The sequence below is a fragment of the Peribacillus sp. NJ4 genome (genome assembly GCF_030348345.1).
Taxonomy (GTDB): Bacteria; Bacillota; Bacilli; order Bacillales; family DSM-1321; genus Peribacillus.
Genome location: NZ_JAUCFQ010000006.1, coordinates 101608 through 123136, shown reverse-complemented (window position 1 = coordinate 123136; position 21529 = coordinate 101608). Strand labels below are relative to the sequence as shown.

Below are 21529 nucleotides of genomic sequence, written 5' to 3'. Positions count from 1 at the left end.
AATGTTTTGGATATACAAAAAGGGCAAATTTCATTACTAAAGTCTTTAATGCCAAAGGTAAATCGGAGGTTGCACATATATGAACTCATACTTTGAAGAAGTGCAGGCGTTACTCACAATTGTGGGAGAAGAGGAAAAGCATTCAATTAAGAAATCCGTGGAACATATCTCAAAAGCAGTGATGTCGGATGGAGTCATCCATTTATTCGGAAGCGGACACTCTCATATTTTGACGGAAGAAGTATTCTACCGGGCAGGTGGGTTAGCCGCGATTCGTCCTATTTTCGTTGAAGATTTGATGCTTTTTAAAGGTGCATCAAGGTCCTCCCAACTTGAACGGCAAAATGACCTAGCAGAGAAATTCATGCATGATGAGGATATCCGTCCTGGTGATGTCTGTATCGTCATTTCATCATCTGGCGTGAATCCCGTTCCCATTGATGTCGCGACAATCGCAAAAGAAAAAGGGGCCTTTGTCATTGGACTAACATCACCGGAATATGCAAAAAGTTGTCTTTCACGGCATACACAGAAGCATTATCTTCACGATGTCGTTGATTTGGTCATAGATAATCATATTTCCAAAGGTGACACATTACTGAAATCAAATAATATATCTTTTGGTTCTGGATCGACCGTAATCGGGGCCGTTCTCCTCAATATGATTTTTACGCAAGTCATCCAAACGATTATTGAATCGGGGGAGACCCCTCCCGTATTCCTAAGCAGTAATATCGAAGGGGCAGATGAACACAATCAAAAGATAATCGCGAAATATAAAACAAGAATCCCCCAATTGTGAATCGGCTTAGTCAAAAAGGAATACATAAGCTTTTATGTTCCTCATAAAGCAGTCATGATGAAATATTAAAGAAGGCATCCATGCGGATGCCTTCTTTAGTTTAAGGGTACTTCCCTTTATTCCTTATTTTTTAAAAACGGCCACCAATTCGCATTTCCAAACGTCGCAACCATCACTGGAATAAACAGTGGCAATATGACAAACGCATATAAAGCAAGCCCCACCAATATTAAAGTGGCAATCTCCAATAGCGATAATACCCCTGCTGGCATCATGGCAGCAAAAGTTCCGCCAAGAATTACGGCTGCCGAGATGATCACCGTTCCCATTTTCCTCATGGATAGTAACATTGCTTCCTTGACCGGCTTATCTTTCCATTCGTTAAAGCGATCCATCAAGAAAATGCTATAGTCAATGCCAAGAGCAATCAAGATGACGAATGCAAAGAAAGGAACGGCCCAGCCGATGCCTGCATAACCGAGAATATTAACAAAAATCAACTCTGTAATGGCTGCCGCTGTATAATAAGTCAAAACGAGCGACACAATCAAATAGATCGGCATGACCAGGGATCGGAGCATGAAAAAGAGAATGATTGCGATACCCGACAGCATCAAAACGACCGTCCGTGAGAAATCCTCCTCAGACATCATTCCCAAGTCATGATGCGTACTTGTGATACCGCCTATCGCCACTTGCGCATTTTCTAGCTTTGTATCTTTCGTTACTCTTTCAACGGTTGCTTCAATCGAATCGATTTGCTCGATTGCTTCATTGGAATATGGATTCGCCTTGAATACCACATCCATGGTCATGATCTTACCATCTTCAGATAAATACGCGTTCAATGCTTCCTTGAATTCTTCGCTTTCCACTACTTCTTTTGGAATGTACATACCTGTTACCGTTTTATCCGTTTTTGCCAGCCCTGATAAATAACCTTGTGCAGATGATAGTCCATCATGGACTTCATTCAGTCCATCCGCACTTTCATTCAATCCATCTGTCAAATCAGTAAGTTGCCCGCCGAGGCTTGAAAAACCATTAAGGAGTTCTTGCTGCCCGTTACTTAAGCTGGTAAGTCCTCCTTTAAATCCTGACAGATTATTTATGACTTCCCCCTGACCATTGGCCATGGTGCTTAGACCTCTTTGTAAAGTGTCAACACCTGAAATCAATTGGTTCAGGCCCTCCCCAAGAGAGGTTTGACCCTTTACGATATTTTCCATACTTTGGTTCGCCGTATTCAAACCGCCGGACACTGTACCAAGACTCCTATTGAGTTCGGAAAGGCCTGCTGCCATGGGCTCCAAGCCACCCTGTGCCCCTTGTACGGTTTGCTTGATCGTTTGATAGGACTGATCAGCCTGTAATTCTGGATGAGTGGCTTCCATTTGTTCAAAGGAAGTATTTAAACCAGCAAGGCTTTGTGATACGCCCGTAAGGTTAGTTTGAATCTCTTTGTATCCCCCTGTCAGCTCACTTAACCCATTAGCTGATTGTTTATAGCCTTCGAGGAGTTGTCCGCTTCCGGTGGCGAGCTTCTCCAGGTTTGCCTTGACCTCATTCAGTCCGTTTTTTATCTCCCCAGTCCCTGAAGACCCATCGCGTATGCCTGCTTCAATGCTTGTTAACGCCTTCTCGACCTGACCTACGCCACTTTTTAATTCATTGGTCCCGGATATGAGACCCCCTATACCGTCCGTCGCTTGCTTCAAGCGCGGCCCTGAATCGGAAAGCTCACTGCCTGCCGTTTTTAACCCATCACTTATTTGTTTAATGCCTTCATTTCCTTCCCCGATACCCTTTTCCAAAGTTTCGGCTTGATTCGCGACAAATAAGTCCTTAATCGGTTCACCTGCCGGACGGGTCATGGAACGAACTACATCGACTTCATCCACCTTGACGACTTCCTGGCTGATTTTTTCAGCAAGTGCGACGTATTCTTCCGAGTCCATCCGTTCGTCATTTTTTATGACAATCTGTGTTGGCATCGATTGTCCGGGACCGAATTCATCGGAAATGATATTAAATGCCATGATGGAAGGAACATCATCACCCGCTTCTTCAAGGGAGTTATAAGAAATTTTCCCATCATACATAACCAAAAAAGGAACACAGACGATTGCAACGATCATTAGCGCCAACAATGGGCGGTTCAAGGAGAAGTTACCGAGCATTCCCCATAGTTTACTTTCACTATGCGCAAGCTTCCCTTTTGCCGGCCAGAATAGCTTTTTGCCAAGAACCGCCATGAAAAATGGAACGATCGTATAAAGGGCGATCATTAAAATGAAAACCCCTATGGCAACGGCCGCCGCAGATTGATAGAGCTTAAAAGTAGAAAAACCTATTGCCGCAAAGCCAATCATTACGGTCAGCCCACTGAAGAATACAGTCTTACCGGCAGTTCGGTATGTTTCCATAATCGCTTCAGGTAAGGACTCCTGTGACGATAGCTCCTCCTTGAAGCGACTAAGCAGCAGGATGCAATAATCAGTCCCGATTCCAAATAAAATACCAACCAGGAATATTTGGGTGTAAGACGAAATCGGAAAGTCCCATTTATCCACCAGGAATGAGACGATGGATTGTGAACATAAATATGTGAAGCCGACTGTTACCAACGGAATGATCGGTGTCACCACTGAACGGAAGACTATCAGCAATACCGCCAGAATGAAGACAACCGTGATGCCTTCAGTTTTCTTCAGCCCTTCTTGGGAATTGGCATTAAGGTCTTCATCGATCATCCAGCTGCTTGTGTAATAATGCTCGACATCCACTTCCTTCAACTCTTTATAAAGGGAATCGATCACTTCCTTAGCTTCTCGGTCACCCTTGACCATCGTGATGGATGTCAAAACCGTGGTTTCATTTTCCGAGACCAACTGGCCTTTTAGCGAGGGCTCATTAAAATGGGTCATGACCTCTTTGATGCCAAGCTCCGCTTTATTCTTTTCAAGCTTTTGGATCGCTATTTCAATCTCTTTCAATTCCGAGGAAGACAACTTCTTATCACCATGAAATACGAGAGCCACTTGTGACTCATCCTTATCCTGGATCTCTTTCATTAGCTCATTGGCCATCCCAGAGGAATACTCTGCCGGTACATCCAGCTGTCCCTTATTCCGGACAAGGTCCGCCATATTCGGTGCCGCAAACAATAAACCTGCCGTAATTGCAACCCAAGCGATAATGACCAGCCATCTTCCCTTTATGATTCCCCTCATTTATATTTCCTCCCATTCCTCATTCTTCATTTGAATGAAAATTTGTGCCAGCTTCTCATATGTATCAAGGAATCTAACGATCTCTTCATAATCGAATTTCGTCATGATGCTCTCTACCAATTTATGAATCTTATTTTCCGTTTCCTGTAACAATGCTTTCCCCTCTTTGGAAAGCTTCAAGTGAAAGACCCTCCGGTCAACCAGGTCCTGTTCCCGTTCTATCAATCCTTTGCCTTCCAGCCTGTTGATATTGGAAGTGACGGCACTCTTATTAATATAAAAGGCATCACTGATTTCCGTCGAAGTACATAACCGTTGTTGTTCAATGAACCGTAAAGTATAGTATTGTTCGTTCGTCAGCACATCACAAATCTGATCTTTTATTAAAAGTTCCCCCATCTTATTTACATAGAAGGAGACTTTCATATATCGATCAATCAATTCGGAAACTTTTTCATTAGTCATCGTTACACCTCACAAAAGTAGTTCAGTCATTTAACTATATGTAGCTTACTATTGTTTTATTTATTTCGTCAATCCCATGAAAGTTTATTATTTCCAGTTTAACTTATGGTAAATAAGGGAAAACCAAAGTAAGCAAACAATCTACTATACTTAAGGAGGAAATATAAATGACTCAAACAACTATCGAAACTCAAACGAATAGCAAACTATTAAAAGGGATTCTAATCGGGGGACTTGTTGGTGGTGCGTTAACCTTGCTTGACTCCAACACAAGAAATAAAGTGAAGCGTTCAGCCGTCCTTTTAAAAGACAACTCCATGAATATGATTGAACAGGTCAAGGAAAATCCCGGCGAAATGAAGGAACAGATGGTATCAGGAGTCAAAGGGGCAACAGAGACGATTAAAGAAGCCATCAACGACGTTGAAACCTTATATGAAACTGTCAATGAAGACGTGGTGGGTAATGTTTCCGAAGTAAAGGATATCTCCACTAATGCCCTTGGTACAGCTAAGGACGCAACAAGTGAATTAAAAGACATCAGTTCAAAAGTGGTCGTTGCCGGTAAACAACTGAAAGAAACGCCATCACAATCATTGAAATCCGATAATAAAAAAGGTGAAAAAGAGAGTGATGAAGTCGTTACCAAATCAGGTTTATCCAATAAAAAATCCATTTCATCCAACTTTTAATATTTAAAAAAAAGCTGAGGCAATATGCCCCAGCTTTTTTTATATCATTTAATAACCTTACTCAGAACCCTCTAGTTTATTCGTTATCTCATGGTCCTTTTTCACTTCAGCTAACCAAACGGGATATTCCTCTTGTAATCTTTCAGAAATCAGTGTTTCCTTGATCACTTCTTTACTGTCTTCTAAATTAGCTTTTTTTGCTTCCTTCTTACCGGTTACCTTTATGATGTGGTAACCATAATCGGATTTGACTGGATCACTGACTTTATCGATATCAAGATCAAAGGCAACATCTTCAAACTCATCCACCATATCACCTTTCCCAAAATACCCCAAGCTTCCACCCTTATCTGCCGTTTCTGTATCAGTGGAATATTTAGCTGCCAATTTAGCGAAATCACCGCCGTCTGCAATTTCCTTCGCAACTTTTTTAGCCGTTTTTTCGTCTTCGACTAAAATATGACTAGCCTCCACTTGTTCCGCTTGTGCAAATGTATCTTTATTATCCTCAAAATACGTACTGATTTCATCGTCTGTCACGGTAATTCTCGGTTCAATCAGTTTTTTCGTTTGCAGATAAACCACGATGTCCTTTTTCAAGGCTTCCATGGACGAACCGCTTGCTTCCAATTGCTCTTTTAATGCCTTTTCATCACCGTAGGACTCAACCATCGTATCGATTTCTTTCTGGATTTCTTCATCCTTAATTTTAATTCCTTCTTTTTCCGCTTCCAATTCAACCAATTTATTCGTAATTAACAGGTCTAAAGTATCTGCTCCGTACCCTGCAACAAGCGCGTCATACAGCTCATCCTTATTGATTTTCTCACCATCGATACTTGCCATTGTCTTATCCGTGGACGAAATCATCGCAAAAACCATGATCCCGGCAATGATTAAAATGCTCCCTGCCCAAACATATGCCTTCGTGCTTCTTAATAGTTTCATGAATAGTCTCCCTTATTTTTTCTATTATCATAGCTTGGGAATATTAATTAATCCTTAAGATTTTAATTCCACCTGCAGTATGCATCAATTCAATCATTATACTAACATATTTATATCCCTACTGAAATTTTAGAGTATTATTAACAAAACTGACCTGCTACCAACTTACATTGCTATACAGTATCAATCTAAATTATACCGTTATATTGACTTTGACCATATAGGTTACAGAGGTGAAGCTGTGGGAGAAAATCTCGTCAAAACCAGAAAAAAGCATGGTGTAAGGGGAATTCCTTTACACCATGCTTTTTCGTTTTATTTACGATGCATCTTAAATTCAAGGAAGAGTTCATTGTAATGGGCCAAGTTTTTCTTGCCAAGGTTTTCGTATACTTCCAGTTTCTTTGTCATTTCCGGTGATGGATAGAAACGTTCATCCTTCACCACTTCTTCAGGCATATATTTCAACGCTTCCTTATTAGGTGTCGAGTAGCTTACATATTCAGCATTCTGTGCTGCAACTTTCGGGTCCAGCATGAAGTTGATGAACTGGTGAGCCGCATCGACATTTTTGGTTGTTTTCGGGATGACCATATTATCAAACCATAAATTGGACCCCTCTTTTGGAACTACGTATTCGAGATCTTCATTTTCAGCCATTATTTCAGAGGCCACTCCAGACCAAACAAGACCAATCGCCGCTTCCTGGGCTTCCAATAGCATGCGGCTTTCATCTCCAACGATCGCTTTAATATTCGGGGTGAGTGCATCAAGCTTGGACTTTGCCTCTTGAAGGTGTTCTTCATCTATATCATTCAATGAATAGTTCAAAGAGTTCAGTCCCATGCCTATCACTTCTCTAGCCCCATCCGTCAAAAGGATTTCATTTTTTAAATCTTTATCCCATAAATCCGCCCAAGCCGTTATCTCTTTGCCACCGAGCATCTTGGAGTTGTAAACAATTCCAACCGTTCCCCAAAAATACGGCACGGAATATTTATTCTCCGGATCGAATGGCAGATTGATGAATCGCTCATCGATATTTTTCAAATTTGGTAGCTTGGAATGATCCAAGGGAACCAGTAAGTCCTCTTGCCTCATCTTATCGATCATATACTCAGACGGAATGGCAATATCATAAGTCGTACCGCCCTGTTCGATTTTCGTCATCATTGCCTCATTGGAATCGAACGTCTCATAAATGACCTTTATACCTGTTTCTTCTTCAAAACGGTCGATTAAATCCGTATCGATGTAATCGCCCCAATTATAGATGGTAAGCGTATTGCTGCTAGTAAACCCCTGCGATGAATTCAATCTGGAAATCGCATATAGCAGCAAAGCGGATACGAGGGAAATGATCAAAAACATTTGGACCAGCCTTTTCATCGTTTCCCCCCCATTCCCGTTTGCCTTACACGTTGAGTTATATAGTAATAAACGACAACCAACAGTAGTGTCACGACGAATAGCAGTGTCGATAGGGCATTGATATTCAATGAAATTCCACGGCGGGCCAATGAATAGATTTCCACAGATAGAGTGGAAAAGCCATTACCGGTCACAAAGAACGTAACCGCAAAATCATCAAGGGAATAAGTCAATGCCATAAAAAAACCAGCAAAGATACCTGGTAAGATGTATGGCAGGATGACCTTCGTCAATACATCCCACCGGCTTGCCCCTAAATCTCGGGCCGCATCAATTAAGGTAGGGCTCATTTCCTGAAGTTTCGGAAGGACCAGCAGCACAACGATCGGGATGCTGAAAGCGATATGCGACAACAGTACCGAGTAGAATCCAAGCTTGATCCCGGCCATTGTGAATAAAATCAGGAAGGAGGCACCAATGATGACATCGGGACTGACAATCAATACATTATTCAATGACAATACCGTATTCCTAGCTTTACTGCTCGTAAAGGACCGAATTCCAATGGCCCCTATCACCCCTATGATAGTGGCGATCAGTGCAGATAATAAAGCGATCACAAGTGTATTCAATACAATGATCAACAGCCTTGTATCTTGGAATAGCTCTTTGTACCACTCCATCGTGAACCCTTTAAAATCATACATCGTTCCACCGCTGTTAAAAGAGTAAAAGACTAAAAAGAAAATCGGTGCATAGAGTATGAGAAAAATCAACACGAGAAACGCTTTTGATATTGGTGATAATTTATTGCCCAATTTACACACCCTGCTTTCGGTTACCCGTCACAAACATAATCAGGAACATTATAATAATCAAAAATACCGCGATAGTGGAACCCATGCCCCAATCCTGTGTCACAAGGAAGTGCTGCTCGATAGCCGTACCAAGCGTAATGACGCGGTTACCGGCAATCAGCCTTGTAAGCATGAACAATGAAAGTGCCGGGATGAAGACTACCTGGCATCCCGTCTTCACACCATCTAACGTCAATGGAAAAATGACGCGGCGGAATGTCATCCATCGGGACGCTCCCAAGTCGTTGGCCGCATCCAAAAGGGTTGGATTCATTTTATCAAGCGCATTGAATATCGGTAAAATCATAAACGGGATGAAAATATAAACCGAAACGAAGATGAAGCTGAAATCCGTAAAGAGAATCTGCTGCTTTCCAATCCCTATAGCCTCCAGAAAACCATTCGCCACACCATACGTGCCAAAAATACCAATGAAGGCATAAGCTTTCAAAAGTAAATTGATCCAAGAAGGTACGATAATCAGCAAAAGCCACAACTGCTTATGCTTGGTTTTCGTTAATAGATATGCTGTCGGGTAAGCCACTAAAAGGGATATTCCCGTAATCAGGAAAGCATACCAAAATGAACTTAAAGTCATTTTTAAATATACTGGCGTAAAGAACTTTTGATAGTTAATCAAAGATAGATTGCCTTCAATGTCAAAGAAGGAATAGTAAAGGATTAACAAAATGGGTGCAATCACGAATAAAGCAATCCATAAGACATAGGGTATGAAGTAAATATTCCGGGATATTTTATTCTGCATGACTTTCCCCATCATGATACGCTTCCAAACGCTTATCGAATTCTTCTTCAGTTTCACCCAATCGCATGACATGAATCGATTCTGGATCGAAATAAAGACCTATTTCATCTCCCACCGCCACTTTTTTCGTTGATTGGACAAGCCATTCATTTCCATCATGGTCATAACAGCTGATTTCATAATGAACACCACGAAATAGCTGGGAGTCCACCCGAACTTGCAGTTTTCCGCGATCGACGGAGGTTATCTCTAAATCTTCCGGGCGGATGACAATATCGACAGCTTCATTACTGTTCAATCCTTGGTCGACACATTCGAACTGTCTGCCGACGAATTCCACGAGGTAATCTTCAATCATTTTTCCTTTTACAATATTAGACTCACCGATGAAATCGGCAACGAATCGATTCAGCGGTTCATCATAAATATCCGTAGGGGTCCCACTTTGCTGAATTTTCCCTTTGTTAAGGACAAAAATCTCATCTGACATCGCTAATGCTTCCTCTTGGTCATGAGTGACGAAGATAAACGTGATTCCAAGTCTTTGTTGCAGCTCCCGCAATTCATATTGCATTTCTGTACGCAATTTCAAATCGAGGGCAGATAGCGGTTCATCCAGAAGGATGACTGCCGGTTCATTAACAATCGCCCTGGCAATCGCTACCCTTTGCCGTTGACCACCGGACATTTCCCTGATCTCCCGTTTATCATAACCCTCCAAATTAACAAAGCTAAGGGCTTCCTTCACCTTTTTTTCCACTTCCGTATTTTTCATTTTCTTGATCCGAAGGCCGAATGCTACATTTTCAAACACATTTAAATGCGGAAAAAGTGCGTAATCTTGAAATACCGTATTTACTTGCCTTTTATTGGCTGGTACATCATTGATCCTTTTTCCTTCAAAGTAAATATCACCTTTGGATGCCTCCGTAAATCCAGCAATCAAGCGAAGGATCGTGGTCTTCCCACAGCCGGAAGGACCCAAGAGCGTATAGAACTTCCCTCTCTCGATTTCAAAACTAACATTATCGAGAACTATCGTATCATCATCGAATTGCTTCGTAACCTGATCGAAGCGTATTATATTCCCGTTTGCCATAGCTACTTCCCTCTTTCCATTCCCTTACTTCATCCATCTTTACCTTAAATGAACCAATGCATTTGTCTTGAATTCTACAAGTAGGATTCCGTCACCACTAGCAATAACTCGGATGGACCTTTAAAATCATTGATGATTTGATGTTCATCTGAAGCATGAAAATAAATAGATTCCCCTGCCTTGACGAAATACGCATGAGTACCAAGCTTTACAATGACTCTTCCGCTTAATACATAACCGAATGTTTCCGACAAGGATGGTTCAAATTGTTTGAACTCCCCTTTTTCCTGAAGAGTCAAGCGAATCGGTTCTATTTCCTTCTCATTCGATTCAGGCACGAGCCACTGAATTTGATACCCTCGTTCCTCATCAATGAAAAATGTTTGCTCTTCTTCTTCATACACCACTTTTTGGACGTGATCCTCTTCATCGAAGAACTGCTTCGGCTTGCAGCCGAGTACTTCTAAAATGTTGAAAAGAGTTTCAATTGAAGGGGAACTAAGGTCCCTTTCTAACTGTGAAATATACCCTTTGCTTAAATCCGTTCTTTCCCCCAATTCTTCCTGGGTCAATCCTTTTTTCAAGCGAAGATTCTTTATTTTTTTTCCAATTTGCATCCTATTTACCCTCAATTGGTTTACTTATAGTAAACCCATAGTAGATAAAGTTTTATATAAGTAAACTTCCAGTTTAATTTTACGAATATTATTATACAGGAAATACTGGAAACTTCAATTGAAAGTTCCAGGAATGCATGAAAAAAGGACCGCCTACTGGCAGTCCTTCTTTTACAACTTCCGACAAATCTCTTGCGCTTTCTTTTCGCCATCTGCGATACAGTCCGGGATTCCAACACCATTGTATGAACAGCCCGCAAGTAAAACATTCGGATAATTCTCGGAGATTTTCGTCTCCAGGGATTGAACGATTTGAGGATGTTTTATATGGTAGTTTGGCATATTTTCATGCCATTTCGTCACTTCACTTGTAATTGGAGTTCCAGAAATACTTAAACTATTTTTAATGTCGCGTAAAGCCACCTGAATTAATTCCTGGTTTGTAAGGGACCGTAATCGTTCATATTCCGGACTTGAGCTTTTATAAAAAAGCCTTACTAAAAGCTGACTGTTTTCAGAAGTATGCTCCCATTTCCGGCTTGTCCAGGTACATGCATTACAGATCAAATCACTATTATCACCTGCAATGAAACCAGTCCCGTCTTTAGGAAGCTTACTGTCCGGGATATCGAATCCAAGATAAACGCTAATCATTGAACTATCAATCAAGCTAGCGAAGTCTAGATCCAACTCCCGATCACCCAATAGTTTCTGGGCAGCTGAATGCGGTGTACTCAAAACAATGAAGTCCGTTTCCAGCGTTTCACCGTTTGCCAATGAAATGATATACCCCTGATCATTCTTTCTAATTTTTTCTGCCTTGATCCCTTTTAAGATTTCCACCATATCGAGGCTCTCTTCAATACGTTCAATCAATGCCGATAAGCCATTTTTAAACGAAAGGAACTTCCTATTTCCCTTGCTTTGGTATTTCTGCTTATTTTCCGATAAACCACGTATTATACTGCCATATTCATTTTTATAATCCAGCATCTCAGGCAGTGTTTTGGCAATGGTCAATTCATTTAATTTCCCTGAATAAACACCCGATAGGATAGGTGATATCTGTTTTTGCACCAATTCCTTACCTAAGAAACTTTCAAGGAATAAACCGATTGAGTCATTTTTCGTAAACGTCTCATTTTTTGTATAGAAATCCTTTAAGGCGTCGACCTTCCCTTGTGCGGAAACCAGATCACTTTTCGCCAGGGACTCCAGGCTCATTGGAATTCCGAATAAGGCATCTTCCGGGATTCCCTTCAGCATGCCATCCGTATGGATAAATGATTTTCCCGTCGCATTATAGACAACTTGGTCCTCTAGGTTCAACTCTTCAAGAAATGGTACTATATTTTGCTTCCTTGCGACAATCGAATCGGCACCCGCTTCGATTTTAAAAGGACCATCATGCACTGTCCTGATTTTACCGCCTAATTTCTCATTTCCTTCTATTAATATCAATCGTACGGAGAGACTATTCGCTTTAGCCGTTTTTTGTAAATAATACATGGTTGATAAACCGGTAATGCCTCCACCTACGACTACGATTGTTTTCATTAGGACTACACCTCGATTAACGAAATTTTCATTAATTAAAGTGTACCATAAGGCAGCAGCAATATTAAAAACGGCCCTTCTAAATCATTAGTTTCGTAACGAAACCTGTAACAAATTGGACAAAAAAAGACCTCTCCTCTTTGGAAAAGTCTACATGCCAATTTGTCGTTTCTTATTCCATATCCTTGTTCATCGTATCTAATCTATACTCCATTATTTCCATCAACCCGCTTCTGCCTTCTTTTTGAATCCCTGTATCCTGATACCCCGCTTTCGCATAAAGCGTTTTTGCAATCACGTTCATGACGTCCACTGCCAGAATGATCGAATCCTTGTTTGGAAAAATCCCTTTTGCGAATTCCGGAAGGATTTGCAAAGCTTTCATTGCAACCCCTTTACCTTGATGCTTTTGATCAACAAGAAATCCACGGAGTAATATCGCTTTTTTATCGTTGGTGAAAGGTGTGATGGTCTCGCCAATATGTAAAACGAAAAAGCCAACCGGGATACCCTCAACCAATATTACGATAGGATGCCTGTCACAATCTTCCCGGCAATATTTCAGTGACTCTTCGGGCAGAGCTGAAAAAGGGGTTTGTGTATCCGGTAAATAAAACTGGGAAAGCTCGTGAAGATGTTCCGGTAAATAAGGCGTTAAGGTGATGGTCTCGATTTCCTTGTCCTGTTCCATTGGGCATACCACTTTCATCAATTATTGGATACCTTAAAGATTCGATGCCTCGTCTTAAAATCCCTCCCCTAACAGGAAGAAGCACTGCCGAATATTTCGACAGCGCTCCTTAAATCAATCAATGGGTGTTTTCATTGATTGTCAGTGCTTCTCGTAAATTGATTTGCTGGCGGAGTATATTGGCAACATCACGGGAAATTTGTCGTCTTTCAAACATATCCTGCACTTCGTCCCGCTCCACCTGAATCGCTTTATAAAATAGCTCCCTCTCATAATCGACCATTTTACTAGGGATCCGGCCTCTATTTTCCCGCTTACATTTTAAAATCAACACTTTATACTCTTCTATGATCATCGAAGATGTCTCATGATTTTCAGAAGTGATACCCGCTTGCATCTCTTGGATGGCGGCTTTGTACATCCTGATTTTAAGGTCTCTCACCTTTTCCAATCTCTCTATATTGATCCTTCTTATTTCACTTTTATTAGGGAAAAATAATTTAAAAACCCTCAGCATACTTCTTCTGAAAAGCGTTACTGACCTGAAAAAACGGAATTTCATTCGGTTTGTGACCGCGCCTTCCATACGCTGGATGTATTCCTTGCATATATACGCCGTCTCCCGGTCCACTTTTTCATCCTTAATAAGTTTATCAAGGAATCTTTCCTCTGCTTCAAGGGCCTTGAAGCGAAGGACCTTCTCTTCTTCCCTTAATGCAGCTGGCTCTTTCTCCTGTTCTACATAGGACAATTCATTGATCTTTGAACAGTACCTCGAAATAATCGATAAAGCTGCTTCACGGTTTTCATCTGTCATTTGGGACTCAACCACCCGGATGGCCGCTTGATGTGTGTGAATGGCAGCAGCTTTCGTTTTGTCAGCCTGCTTGTCCACTACATCCTCCTCTTCGGATCGTGCTACGATTGGCAGAAATACACTCGCAACAATCAAGGTCAGCAATATGACACCTGCTGCAATGAAGATGATTAACGAACGCTCAGGAAAAGGACTTCCATCTGCCAATACATATGGAATCGAGAACGAACCCGCTAACGTTACAGCTCCGCGAACACCGGAAATGGTAATGATTCCGGCCGCTTTGAAGTCTGGTTTTTGGGCTCCTGCTTTTTTCGTCATCCAACCAATCGACCAGGCAGCCGTAAGCCAAATGAATCGTAAAGCGAAGAGGAAAAGTGTAATGATCACGATATAAAGGATCACTTGTCCATTATTGAAGGCTGGATCTTGAAAGATAGTCTTCGCAACGCTTGGGATTTGCAAGCCAAGCAAAACGAATACAAGTCCATTCAATACATATAAAATGACGGACCATGTACTTTTTGAAACGACCTGAAGTTCTACAGTTGGTGATATTTCCCGATCTCGTTCAATGGCATGGACAATTCCCCCAGCCACGACCGCTAAAATCCCAGAAAGGTGGAAATGTTCCACAGCGAGGAAAATAATAAAAGGAGTTAGGATTTGGATCAGCATATGCATCGTGACGTCTTCCATCCCTAAGCGGCGAAGAAATACACGAAGCCTGATTACGACGAAAGCAAGTATTGCTCCACCTACAAACCCACCAATTGCAATCCATATGAAACTGAAGGTTGCGTCGACTAAGGAGAAAACACCAGTGACTGTAGCTGCTACGGCAAACTTGAAGGCAACCAGACCAGAGGCATCATTCATTAGCCCCTCTCCTTCGAGAAGGTGCATAATGCTCTTAGGCAGCTTAACCCGACTCGCCAAAGCGCTTACTGCCACTACATCTGTAGGTGACAAAATGGCAGCTAAAGCGAATGCTGCCGGCAATGGAATCGATGGAATCATCCAATTAATTAAATACCCCCCTGCCCAAACCGTTATGAATACTAGGCCCAGTGCAAGCATTAGAATGGGTGCTCTCAACTTCCATAGCGCTGTGCGGGGTACATTTTTGCCATCATTGAATAAAAGGGGCGCGATGAATAACAGCAAAAACAATTCCGTCTCCATCTCAACATGCATACCCAGGGGTAAAAGTGCCAGTATGACACCTAGTGCTATTTGTATTAATGGTACAGGTATAAAAGGTATAAAATGGTTAATTACATTAGACACTCCAATCAATATAAGAAGGGCTAATATAACAAGGAAAAACTCCATACAAACATCAAACTTCCTCTCTCATCTATTATCATAACTATAAGCGTAACATATTTATACCCAACCATTCATGCATTAACTATTCTAACCTAGAACCCTCCTGAATAATGATGCCTTTTATATAAGCAAAGGATCTTATGAATACAAAATCAACCCAATACCTCAACGGATTTACATCGGGAAATTTGGTGACCGTCTATGAATGGAAAAAAGCTGATTGGCTACCCTAATCAGCTTTTCCCACATGATAATGACAATGGTCATTGTGAAAAATATGACCCACATAACAAGTTGGCACTAACACGCTCATTTTGTTCCCGGAACAAACAGACGAAGATGTTTGTGCAGTACATTCGCCTTAAAAGGAAGAAGAAAGCCTTCATCACCATCTATATTGACTGCAAGTTCCTCTGTTGTGGATAAATGGAGCTTGGATGTTTGAATATATTCAACCTCATCATGTCCTTTGATCTCTCCCCTCATTAAACTGGGAATGATCTTGACGATAAGAGGAAGAGATAAATCCTTAATGATGAATGTGTGCAGCTTTCCATCATTCACTTCCGCCTCAGGTGCAAGTTGTTCGAAACCGCCGACAGAGTTAGTCATTGTCGCAATCAGTAAATGAGCCTCGCCCATCCACCTGCCCTGATCATGTTCAACCGTTAAAGGAAACGGATTCTTTTTAATGATTGCTTTTGCTCCTTCAATGAAATATGCAAAAGACCCCAGACGGGTTTTTTGTTCAACGGATACATTATAGGTAGCCTCGGCGATTGCCCCTACTGCCAACACATTCATGAAGTAACGATCATTGATCTTCCCTATGTCCGATTCCTTAATATGCATATCCTTTAGTATCTCAATAGCTGCATCGGGATTCATGGGTATACCCAATGATCTAGCAAAATCATTAATGGTTCCTAGTGGAATGATTCCGAAAATTGGCCGATGTTGCTGCTCGCCCAAGCCATTCACTATCTCGTTCACCGTTCCATCCCCACCCATGGAAATGACAGCATCGAACCTTTCTTCACAGGCTTCTATAGCAAAACCCGTAGCATCCCCCTCTCCTTCGGTTTTTCGAACGGACACCTCATCATAAATATCACCAAGCGCCTTTTCCGCTTTCGGCAAAATCTTTCCTGCCTTTTCCTTACCTGAAGATGGATTTATGATAATCATCACTTTCGACATATGCTACCTCCCATTATTTGTACTTCTATTAGCAAGTTACCTCTTTACTGAAGTACTAAAACCAAACGGAAAATTTTTCTGATTGTTGAATAAAGGAGTTTCCAGTAACTTTTATTTAATCGCTCCAGTTTTGACGGTTTGCAGTCATTTTAGAACAAGCTCTTATTGTTACATGACCTGTGAAACAGGCATTCATTGATCACTGATCTTCCTGTTCTACATCTGTTACATTTATACCTTTGCATATCAATTGAAAATTGTCTGTCCCTTTCGCTCCTTCGTATTATTTTTCATCTACAAAATGAATTTTCACTTCAAATCCCTCCTTACCATGAGAAAAACACAAAGAATAATAGATGATAAACCCCTTATCTATAGGGTTTTCAGACTCTTTATGAAATAAATTTCAAATTTTCTGTAAAATACCTATACATTTTCCAAATTCGGGTATATACTGTATTATAACAACAAACAAACAACAATAACTGTACTATAAAGAGGAGGTGCGAGACATGCAAGATTATCAATCAGATTCATTCATAATCGATTCATTTAAATATTGCCCTGAATGTGGTGAAACACATGTGGACCACTCAGATTCCTATCTGTTGGAATGCGATCGCTGCCTTTCCAAACGTGAAGAATAATTCGGTCGAAAAAAATAAAGAACATTATAAAGGAGGAAATCATCATGCAACTGAAAAAATCCATTGAATTTTTCAACAATATCCGAGCTAAAAATTGTCCTGAGTGCGGTGACCATATTATTGAACACTCCGAATCCTACTTAATGGAATGTGACCGCTGCCTTTCCAAACGTGAAGACTAATTAAACCAATTCAAAAAGGAGGAACCATCATGCAAACTAAAAACCCATTGGAATTCTTCAGGTCACTGCCACCTAAACAATGTACGGAATGCGGCACCCATATCATCGAACAAGCTGAATCTTACCTCTTGGAATGTGACCGCTGCCTTTCCAAACGCGAAGACTAATTAACCAAATCATAAGGAGGAACCATCATGCAAACTAAAAACCCATTGGAATTCTTCAGGTCACTGCCACCTAAACAATGTACGGAATGCGGCACCCATATCATCGAACAAGCTGAATCCTACCTCTTGGAATGTGACCACTGCCTTTCCAAACGCGAAGACTAACTAAACCAAATCATAAGGAGGAACCATCATGCAAACTAAAAACCCATTGGAATTCTTCAGGTCACTGCCACCTAAACAATGTACGGAATGCGGCACTCATATCACTGAACAAGCAGAGTCCTACCTCTTGGAATGTGACCACTGCCTTTCCAAAAAAGATGAATATTAAAAAAAGATGCTGACATCAAAAAGCTAAAAAGCCATTTTGATGTCAGCATTAACCTTGTATTAGTTTCCTTTCCTTACATTCAAAAAAGGATGTCCTTGGGACACCCTGCAGTCGCAACTATTCTTTACTTACCAATATATTTATCTACATATTTTCCACTGACCTTCCTGCTGCTGTACTGTAAGAAGTCCAATGCAAAAATCATGAATTCAAGGCCAAGACGCTTATCTGAACGCATAAAATCCGCACCTAAAAGTTTCTCCAATTTTTCGAGCCTATGATATAGCGTTTGCCGGACAATGAATAGTTGTTTTGATGTTTCCTGTTTAGAACCATTACAAGCAAGATAGGTCTTCAGGGTAGGCATTAACTCACCATTGTTTTGCTTGTCATATTCAATGACGGGACCTAAATACTCATGCACCGTTTCCTCCAGATTACCATGTTTATTTATGAGCGAAATCATACGATGCATATGTAAATCCTGATAAAAGAAGCTCCTGTTATCCTCTGGTAAGGTATCCTGAAGCAGCAGAGTCTCGCGGGCCGTTTCATAACTTTTATAAATCTCACTTAACCTTTGAACATGCTTTCCAAAACCAATGGAAAGCAGACTCATACGATTACGCCCGCTTACATCCATTTTCATGATTCGGTCCACTGCGCTTGTCACCCTTGATTTCCAATCTTCAGATGAACGATTATCACCTAAAATAAAAACTAGATGCTGATGTATTTCCATAGAAAATATCTGAAAGCCGTACTGTTCAAAAACTGTCTTAAACATTATCTTAAAATAGGTTCCATCTAATTTTGCAGAACTTTTATTATACCTTGGGTGTTGTTTGCAAATGCAAACAATTCCTCCATCCAACTGCATTTTCGGATCAATATAGGAAAGCCTCTCCCGGATTGCTTCGTCACTATACTCACCTTCAATCCAATTTGTAAGCCATTTACTCTCCTCCGACATTTTCTTTTCTTCTATATATAATTCCCTTAATAGATGTTGTGCCAATGCGGTAGCCGTTCGATCCAAAATCAGTGAATCAAAGTCCGTCAGTTCTCTGTCGTTGCTGCAAATAAGCAGTTCCGCATAATTTTCACCAAGTACTTTAATTGGCTGTCTAAAAACGTTTTTATCCAATTTTCGCTTTTCCTCGTATATGTCCGCTACCATTTGATAGGTTATTTTTTTCTTTGTTTTTGGAATGCTGGCTATATCGTTCTCATTGAAGATAAGAATAACCTGTACATTTAAATAGCTGTGGAGAAATTTTAGAATTGGTTCATAATGGTCAATTTCGAGGAGATTTTTATTTAACTGCTGGGAGTAGTTTTCTAAGTTGGAGATCATTTGATATTGTTTATTGATGATAAGGGAATGAATATCCTGAGTGATTTCCACGAAAGGGACTTCTTCATGAAAAAGGATGATAGGGAATTGCTGTTCATTTGCAAGATCAATTGCACATTGCGGCACTGCCATGGTGTTGGCGCCAATCTCTATACAGAGTCCAGCTGCATTACATTCAATTAACTGTTTTAAGTAAGATAGGAATGTGTCATCGCAATCTTTCCACCCTAAACCGGTAGTCAGAATCAGTTCATTTCCATTTAACAAATGGCTGATTTGGGTGACTTCCATGCAGTGGACCCACTTCACTTGACGCTTTATCCCACTGCCACCTGCAATTATATCCGTCAGATTAAAATGCTTGCGTGTTAGAATTTCCTCGATTGTTATCGATGTATTCATCCATCCACATCCTTTTATAAAACTGCTTTAAAATCTATTATAAACGGACAATCCTTAAATCTCCAGACACTTGTCAGAAAATCTAACGTCAAAATTCTACAAAAAATTCGCCACTTTTCCACACACCCTGGCTCCTGGAAAACAAAAATCCACATTACCTGTTCATTCACTTTCAACATCTATCATTACCCTCTTTTAATGAAAGTCTAAACAGGTACAAGAAAAAGGACCCATTCATGTGGAATAGGCCCGGTTCATAACTATTTCAATTCAATTTCCTGAAAAGCAGGGTAGAGAAGTATTTTCTTCCTTCAGGGGTTTTGATGTTCAATTGCTTCCATTCCTGCTTCGTTCCTTCAATCAGTTCAAAATCGAGAAAAGCTCCGCTTAAATTTTCTGAAACCCGGGTGATTCGATATCCTCTTTCAAGTAAAAAATCGATTTGTTCCCTTTCTAAGCGATACTCTTGATATTCGGACATTTCCATTCCCCCTTTTTTTACACGTTCCCCTTACCAGCTGAAGCCGTAATAACCATCTCTTCTTCAAGTTCTGGACCTGTTTCGATTTTCCAATCCCTGCCGACGGAAATACCCAAATATTTCTCATCGCTTGGATCAGTGATTTCAGCTTGTTCATATTTCTTGAACCACCAATACTTAGCCAAGATATAATAACTTGCACTGCCAAGAACAAAGCCAATAATAAACGAATAATTTGAAAAAATCGTTGCACCGATTCCTCCAATCACCCAAGAAATGATTCCTGCCCAATTCACTCCATTCAAGTATTTATACTGACCTTCACGCTCATAGAGCTCCTGGACATTAACCCGCCGTTTACGGAGAAAATAATAATCCGCTACCAGGATGCCGACAATGGATGCCAAGATTCCACCTATTATTAATAAAACTTCTATTATGATGCCGAACAGGCTCCATGGCTGAACTACTATCCCAATAACCCCTGCTACAACGACGCCTGCCCAAAATGGCATTTTAGGACCCATGATATTGGAGAAAATGGTAGCTGCGGGAATGACATTAGCCGTAGTATTCGTCGACCATTGAGCAAATACGATCATGATTAATAAGACGCCGAGAGCAATTCCACTTGCTGATCCCTGAATAGCAACTACGGGATCATAATTGGAAACAGCCATATAAGAAACCGCTCCGATTATGACCATGAAAGTCTGAGTGATGGGATAGGTGATAATATTCCCAATTATCTGCCCCTTATTGCGCTTGAACCAATTTTTTTCATTTTTTGGTGCCTTTATATAGCGGGAGAGTGTTGGCATATCTGCAGTTAATGTGCCCCAAAATCCCATATTGGCCATAATGACGACCATGAATGCCGTAACGGCAGCCCCGCCAGTGACCGGACTTTCAATCCAGGACCATACATCCCTTCCTTGGGCCACAGCTTGATCGGAAAGAGTGAAATACATCCAGCCAGAAATTAAAATGATAACGGGCGCTGCCAAGTCGGCAAAACGTTCAATCGACTTTATTCCCATTGCTGTGTTGACCAATTGTAAAACGGCAAAAATGAGGAAGCAGATAAACCAATTATCAAAATCAAAAAGGGTTGTAAAGATAGCATTCATTGCGGTAGCTCCAAAGTATGTGTTAAGGCCAAACCAGCATGAAGCTACAAACCCCCGTACAACCGAAGGGATATGGGTGCCAATCGTACCGAACGGCGCCCTCATATAAACTGGGAAGGATATTCCGTGCTCAACACCAATATCCCCTGTCATTGTCATCAGGAAGCCGAGAACCACACAGGCAATGATCGTTGCAAGAACGACCCAGCCTAAAGATAAACTTTGAACACCGTTCCCACCGATCGCGAAGGCAGCCAATACTACAGCCATGCCCACCCAAATAAAACCAAATCCGGCTGCACTTATGTTTTTCTCACTATGAGGTATAGGCAGCAAATCGGGAGACTTTAAATAATCTTTCTTCTCACTCATATAAAATCCC

General features: G+C 41.0%; 22 protein-coding genes. 7 read left to right on the top strand and 15 right to left on the bottom strand.

Going from position 1 to position 21529, the window contains the following annotated elements; genetic code table 11:
- Window positions 1–79 precede the first annotated feature (79 nt).
- Entirely contained in the window at window positions 80–802 is a 723-nt protein-coding gene (locus tag QUF94_RS26740) for an SIS domain-containing protein (RefSeq protein ID WP_289318712.1), read from the top strand.
- A 116-nt stretch (window positions 803–918) separates the two neighbouring features.
- On the opposite strand, the gene QUF94_RS26735 is transcribed toward QUF94_RS26740, so the two are convergent.
- Window positions 919–4035: an MMPL family transporter gene (locus QUF94_RS26735; RefSeq protein ID WP_289318711.1), complete on the bottom strand. Its 3117-nt coding sequence runs from the start codon at window positions 4033–4035 to the stop codon at window positions 919–921.
- Window positions 4036–4500 (bottom strand): MarR family winged helix-turn-helix transcriptional regulator, encoded by a 465-nt coding sequence (locus QUF94_RS26730; protein ID WP_289318710.1) that lies wholly within the window; start codon window positions 4498–4500, stop codon window positions 4036–4038.
- Window positions 4501–4667: 167 nt separating this feature from the next.
- Here QUF94_RS26730 and QUF94_RS26725 point away from each other — a divergent pair, with 167 nt between their 5' ends.
- Complete coding sequence (locus QUF94_RS26725) at window positions 4668–5192, top strand: YtxH domain-containing protein (RefSeq protein WP_289318709.1); 525 nt, start codon at window positions 4668–4670, stop codon at window positions 5190–5192.
- 57 nt (window positions 5193–5249) lie between these two features.
- Here the strand turns inward: QUF94_RS26725 and QUF94_RS26720 are convergent, their stop codons facing one another.
- From QUF94_RS26720 to QUF94_RS26675, 10 genes are all read right to left on the bottom strand, one after another.
- Window positions 5250–6140, bottom strand: coding sequence for a peptidylprolyl isomerase (locus tag QUF94_RS26720; RefSeq protein ID WP_289318708.1), 891 nt, complete (start codon window positions 6138–6140; stop codon window positions 5250–5252).
- Window positions 6141–6455: 315 nt separating this feature from the next.
- Window positions 6456–7529: an ABC transporter substrate-binding protein gene (locus QUF94_RS26715; protein ID WP_289318707.1), complete on the bottom strand. Its 1074-nt coding sequence runs from the start codon at window positions 7527–7529 to the stop codon at window positions 6456–6458.
- A complete protein-coding gene (locus QUF94_RS26710) occupies window positions 7526–8329 on the bottom strand; it encodes an ABC transporter permease (RefSeq protein WP_289318706.1) in 804 nt (267 codons plus the stop codon). The genes QUF94_RS26715 and QUF94_RS26710 overlap by 4 nt, the downstream gene beginning before the upstream one ends.
- A gap of 1 nt (window position 8330) precedes the next feature.
- Entirely contained in the window at window positions 8331–9134 is an 804-nt protein-coding gene (locus QUF94_RS26705; RefSeq protein ID WP_289318705.1) for an ABC transporter permease, read from the bottom strand.
- The gene (locus QUF94_RS26700) at window positions 9124–10233 is read right to left on the bottom strand and encodes an ABC transporter ATP-binding protein (protein WP_289318704.1); all 1110 of its coding nucleotides are present in this window, start codon (window positions 10231–10233) and stop codon (window positions 9124–9126) included. The genes QUF94_RS26705 and QUF94_RS26700 overlap by 11 nt, the downstream gene beginning before the upstream one ends.
- Window positions 10234–10307: 74 nt before the next feature.
- A complete protein-coding gene (locus tag QUF94_RS26695; protein ID WP_289318703.1) occupies window positions 10308–10850 on the bottom strand; it encodes a helix-turn-helix domain-containing protein in 543 nt (180 codons plus the stop codon).
- A gap of 171 nt (window positions 10851–11021) precedes the next feature.
- Window positions 11022–12407 (bottom strand): protoporphyrinogen oxidase, encoded by a 1386-nt coding sequence (locus QUF94_RS26690; protein ID WP_289318702.1) that lies wholly within the window; start codon window positions 12405–12407, stop codon window positions 11022–11024.
- 172 nt (window positions 12408–12579) lie between these two features.
- Window positions 12580–13098 carry a GNAT family N-acetyltransferase gene (locus tag QUF94_RS26685; RefSeq protein ID WP_289318701.1) on the bottom strand — a complete coding sequence of 173 codons (519 nt, stop codon included), beginning with the start codon at window positions 13096–13098 and terminating at the stop codon, window positions 12580–12582.
- A gap of 118 nt (window positions 13099–13216) precedes the next feature.
- The gene (locus QUF94_RS26680) at window positions 13217–15250 is read right to left on the bottom strand and encodes a Na+/H+ antiporter (RefSeq protein WP_289318700.1); all 2034 of its coding nucleotides are present in this window, start codon (window positions 15248–15250) and stop codon (window positions 13217–13219) included.
- Between the two features lie 306 nt (window positions 15251–15556).
- Window positions 15557–16447 carry a diacylglycerol/lipid kinase family protein gene (locus QUF94_RS26675; RefSeq protein WP_289318699.1) on the bottom strand — a complete coding sequence of 297 codons (891 nt, stop codon included), beginning with the start codon at window positions 16445–16447 and terminating at the stop codon, window positions 15557–15559.
- 512 nt (window positions 16448–16959) lie between these two features.
- On the opposite strand from QUF94_RS26675, the gene yhfH (QUF94_RS26670) reads away from it, so the two are divergent.
- Genes yhfH (QUF94_RS26670) through yhfH (QUF94_RS26650) form a run of 5 tightly spaced genes read left to right on the top strand, consistent with a single transcriptional unit; the run spans window position 16960 to window position 17777 of the window.
- Window positions 16960–17094, top strand: coding sequence for a protein YhfH (gene yhfH, locus QUF94_RS26670; protein WP_289318698.1), 135 nt, complete (start codon window positions 16960–16962; stop codon window positions 17092–17094).
- A gap of 44 nt (window positions 17095–17138) precedes the next feature.
- Window positions 17139–17276, top strand: a complete 138-nt coding sequence (gene yhfH, locus QUF94_RS26665; RefSeq protein WP_289318697.1) for a protein YhfH — start codon at window positions 17139–17141, stop codon at window positions 17274–17276.
- Between the two features lie 29 nt (window positions 17277–17305).
- Complete coding sequence (gene yhfH / locus QUF94_RS26660; protein ID WP_289318696.1) at window positions 17306–17443, top strand: protein YhfH; 138 nt, start codon at window positions 17306–17308, stop codon at window positions 17441–17443.
- A 27-nt stretch (window positions 17444–17470) separates the two neighbouring features.
- Window positions 17471–17608, top strand: coding sequence for a protein YhfH (gene yhfH, locus QUF94_RS26655; protein WP_289318695.1), 138 nt, complete (start codon window positions 17471–17473; stop codon window positions 17606–17608).
- Between the two features lie 28 nt (window positions 17609–17636).
- Window positions 17637–17777 (top strand): protein YhfH, encoded by a 141-nt coding sequence (gene yhfH / locus QUF94_RS26650; RefSeq protein WP_289318694.1) that lies wholly within the window; start codon window positions 17637–17639, stop codon window positions 17775–17777.
- A gap of 124 nt (window positions 17778–17901) precedes the next feature.
- Here yhfH (QUF94_RS26650) and QUF94_RS26645 read toward each other — a convergent pair whose 3' ends face one another.
- The 3 genes from QUF94_RS26645 to QUF94_RS26635 form a co-directional block, all read right to left on the bottom strand.
- Window positions 17902–19536: a PucR family transcriptional regulator gene (locus QUF94_RS26645; protein WP_289318693.1), complete on the bottom strand. Its 1635-nt coding sequence runs from the start codon at window positions 19534–19536 to the stop codon at window positions 17902–17904.
- A 265-nt stretch (window positions 19537–19801) separates the two neighbouring features.
- Complete coding sequence (locus QUF94_RS26640; protein ID WP_057915016.1) at window positions 19802–20017, bottom strand: hypothetical protein; 216 nt, start codon at window positions 20015–20017, stop codon at window positions 19802–19804.
- 17 nt (window positions 20018–20034) lie between these two features.
- On the bottom strand, window positions 20035–21519 hold the full coding sequence (locus QUF94_RS26635; protein ID WP_289318692.1) for an NCS1 family transporter: 1485 nt from the start codon (window positions 21517–21519) through the stop codon (window positions 20035–20037).
- Window positions 21520–21529 lie beyond the last annotated feature (10 nt).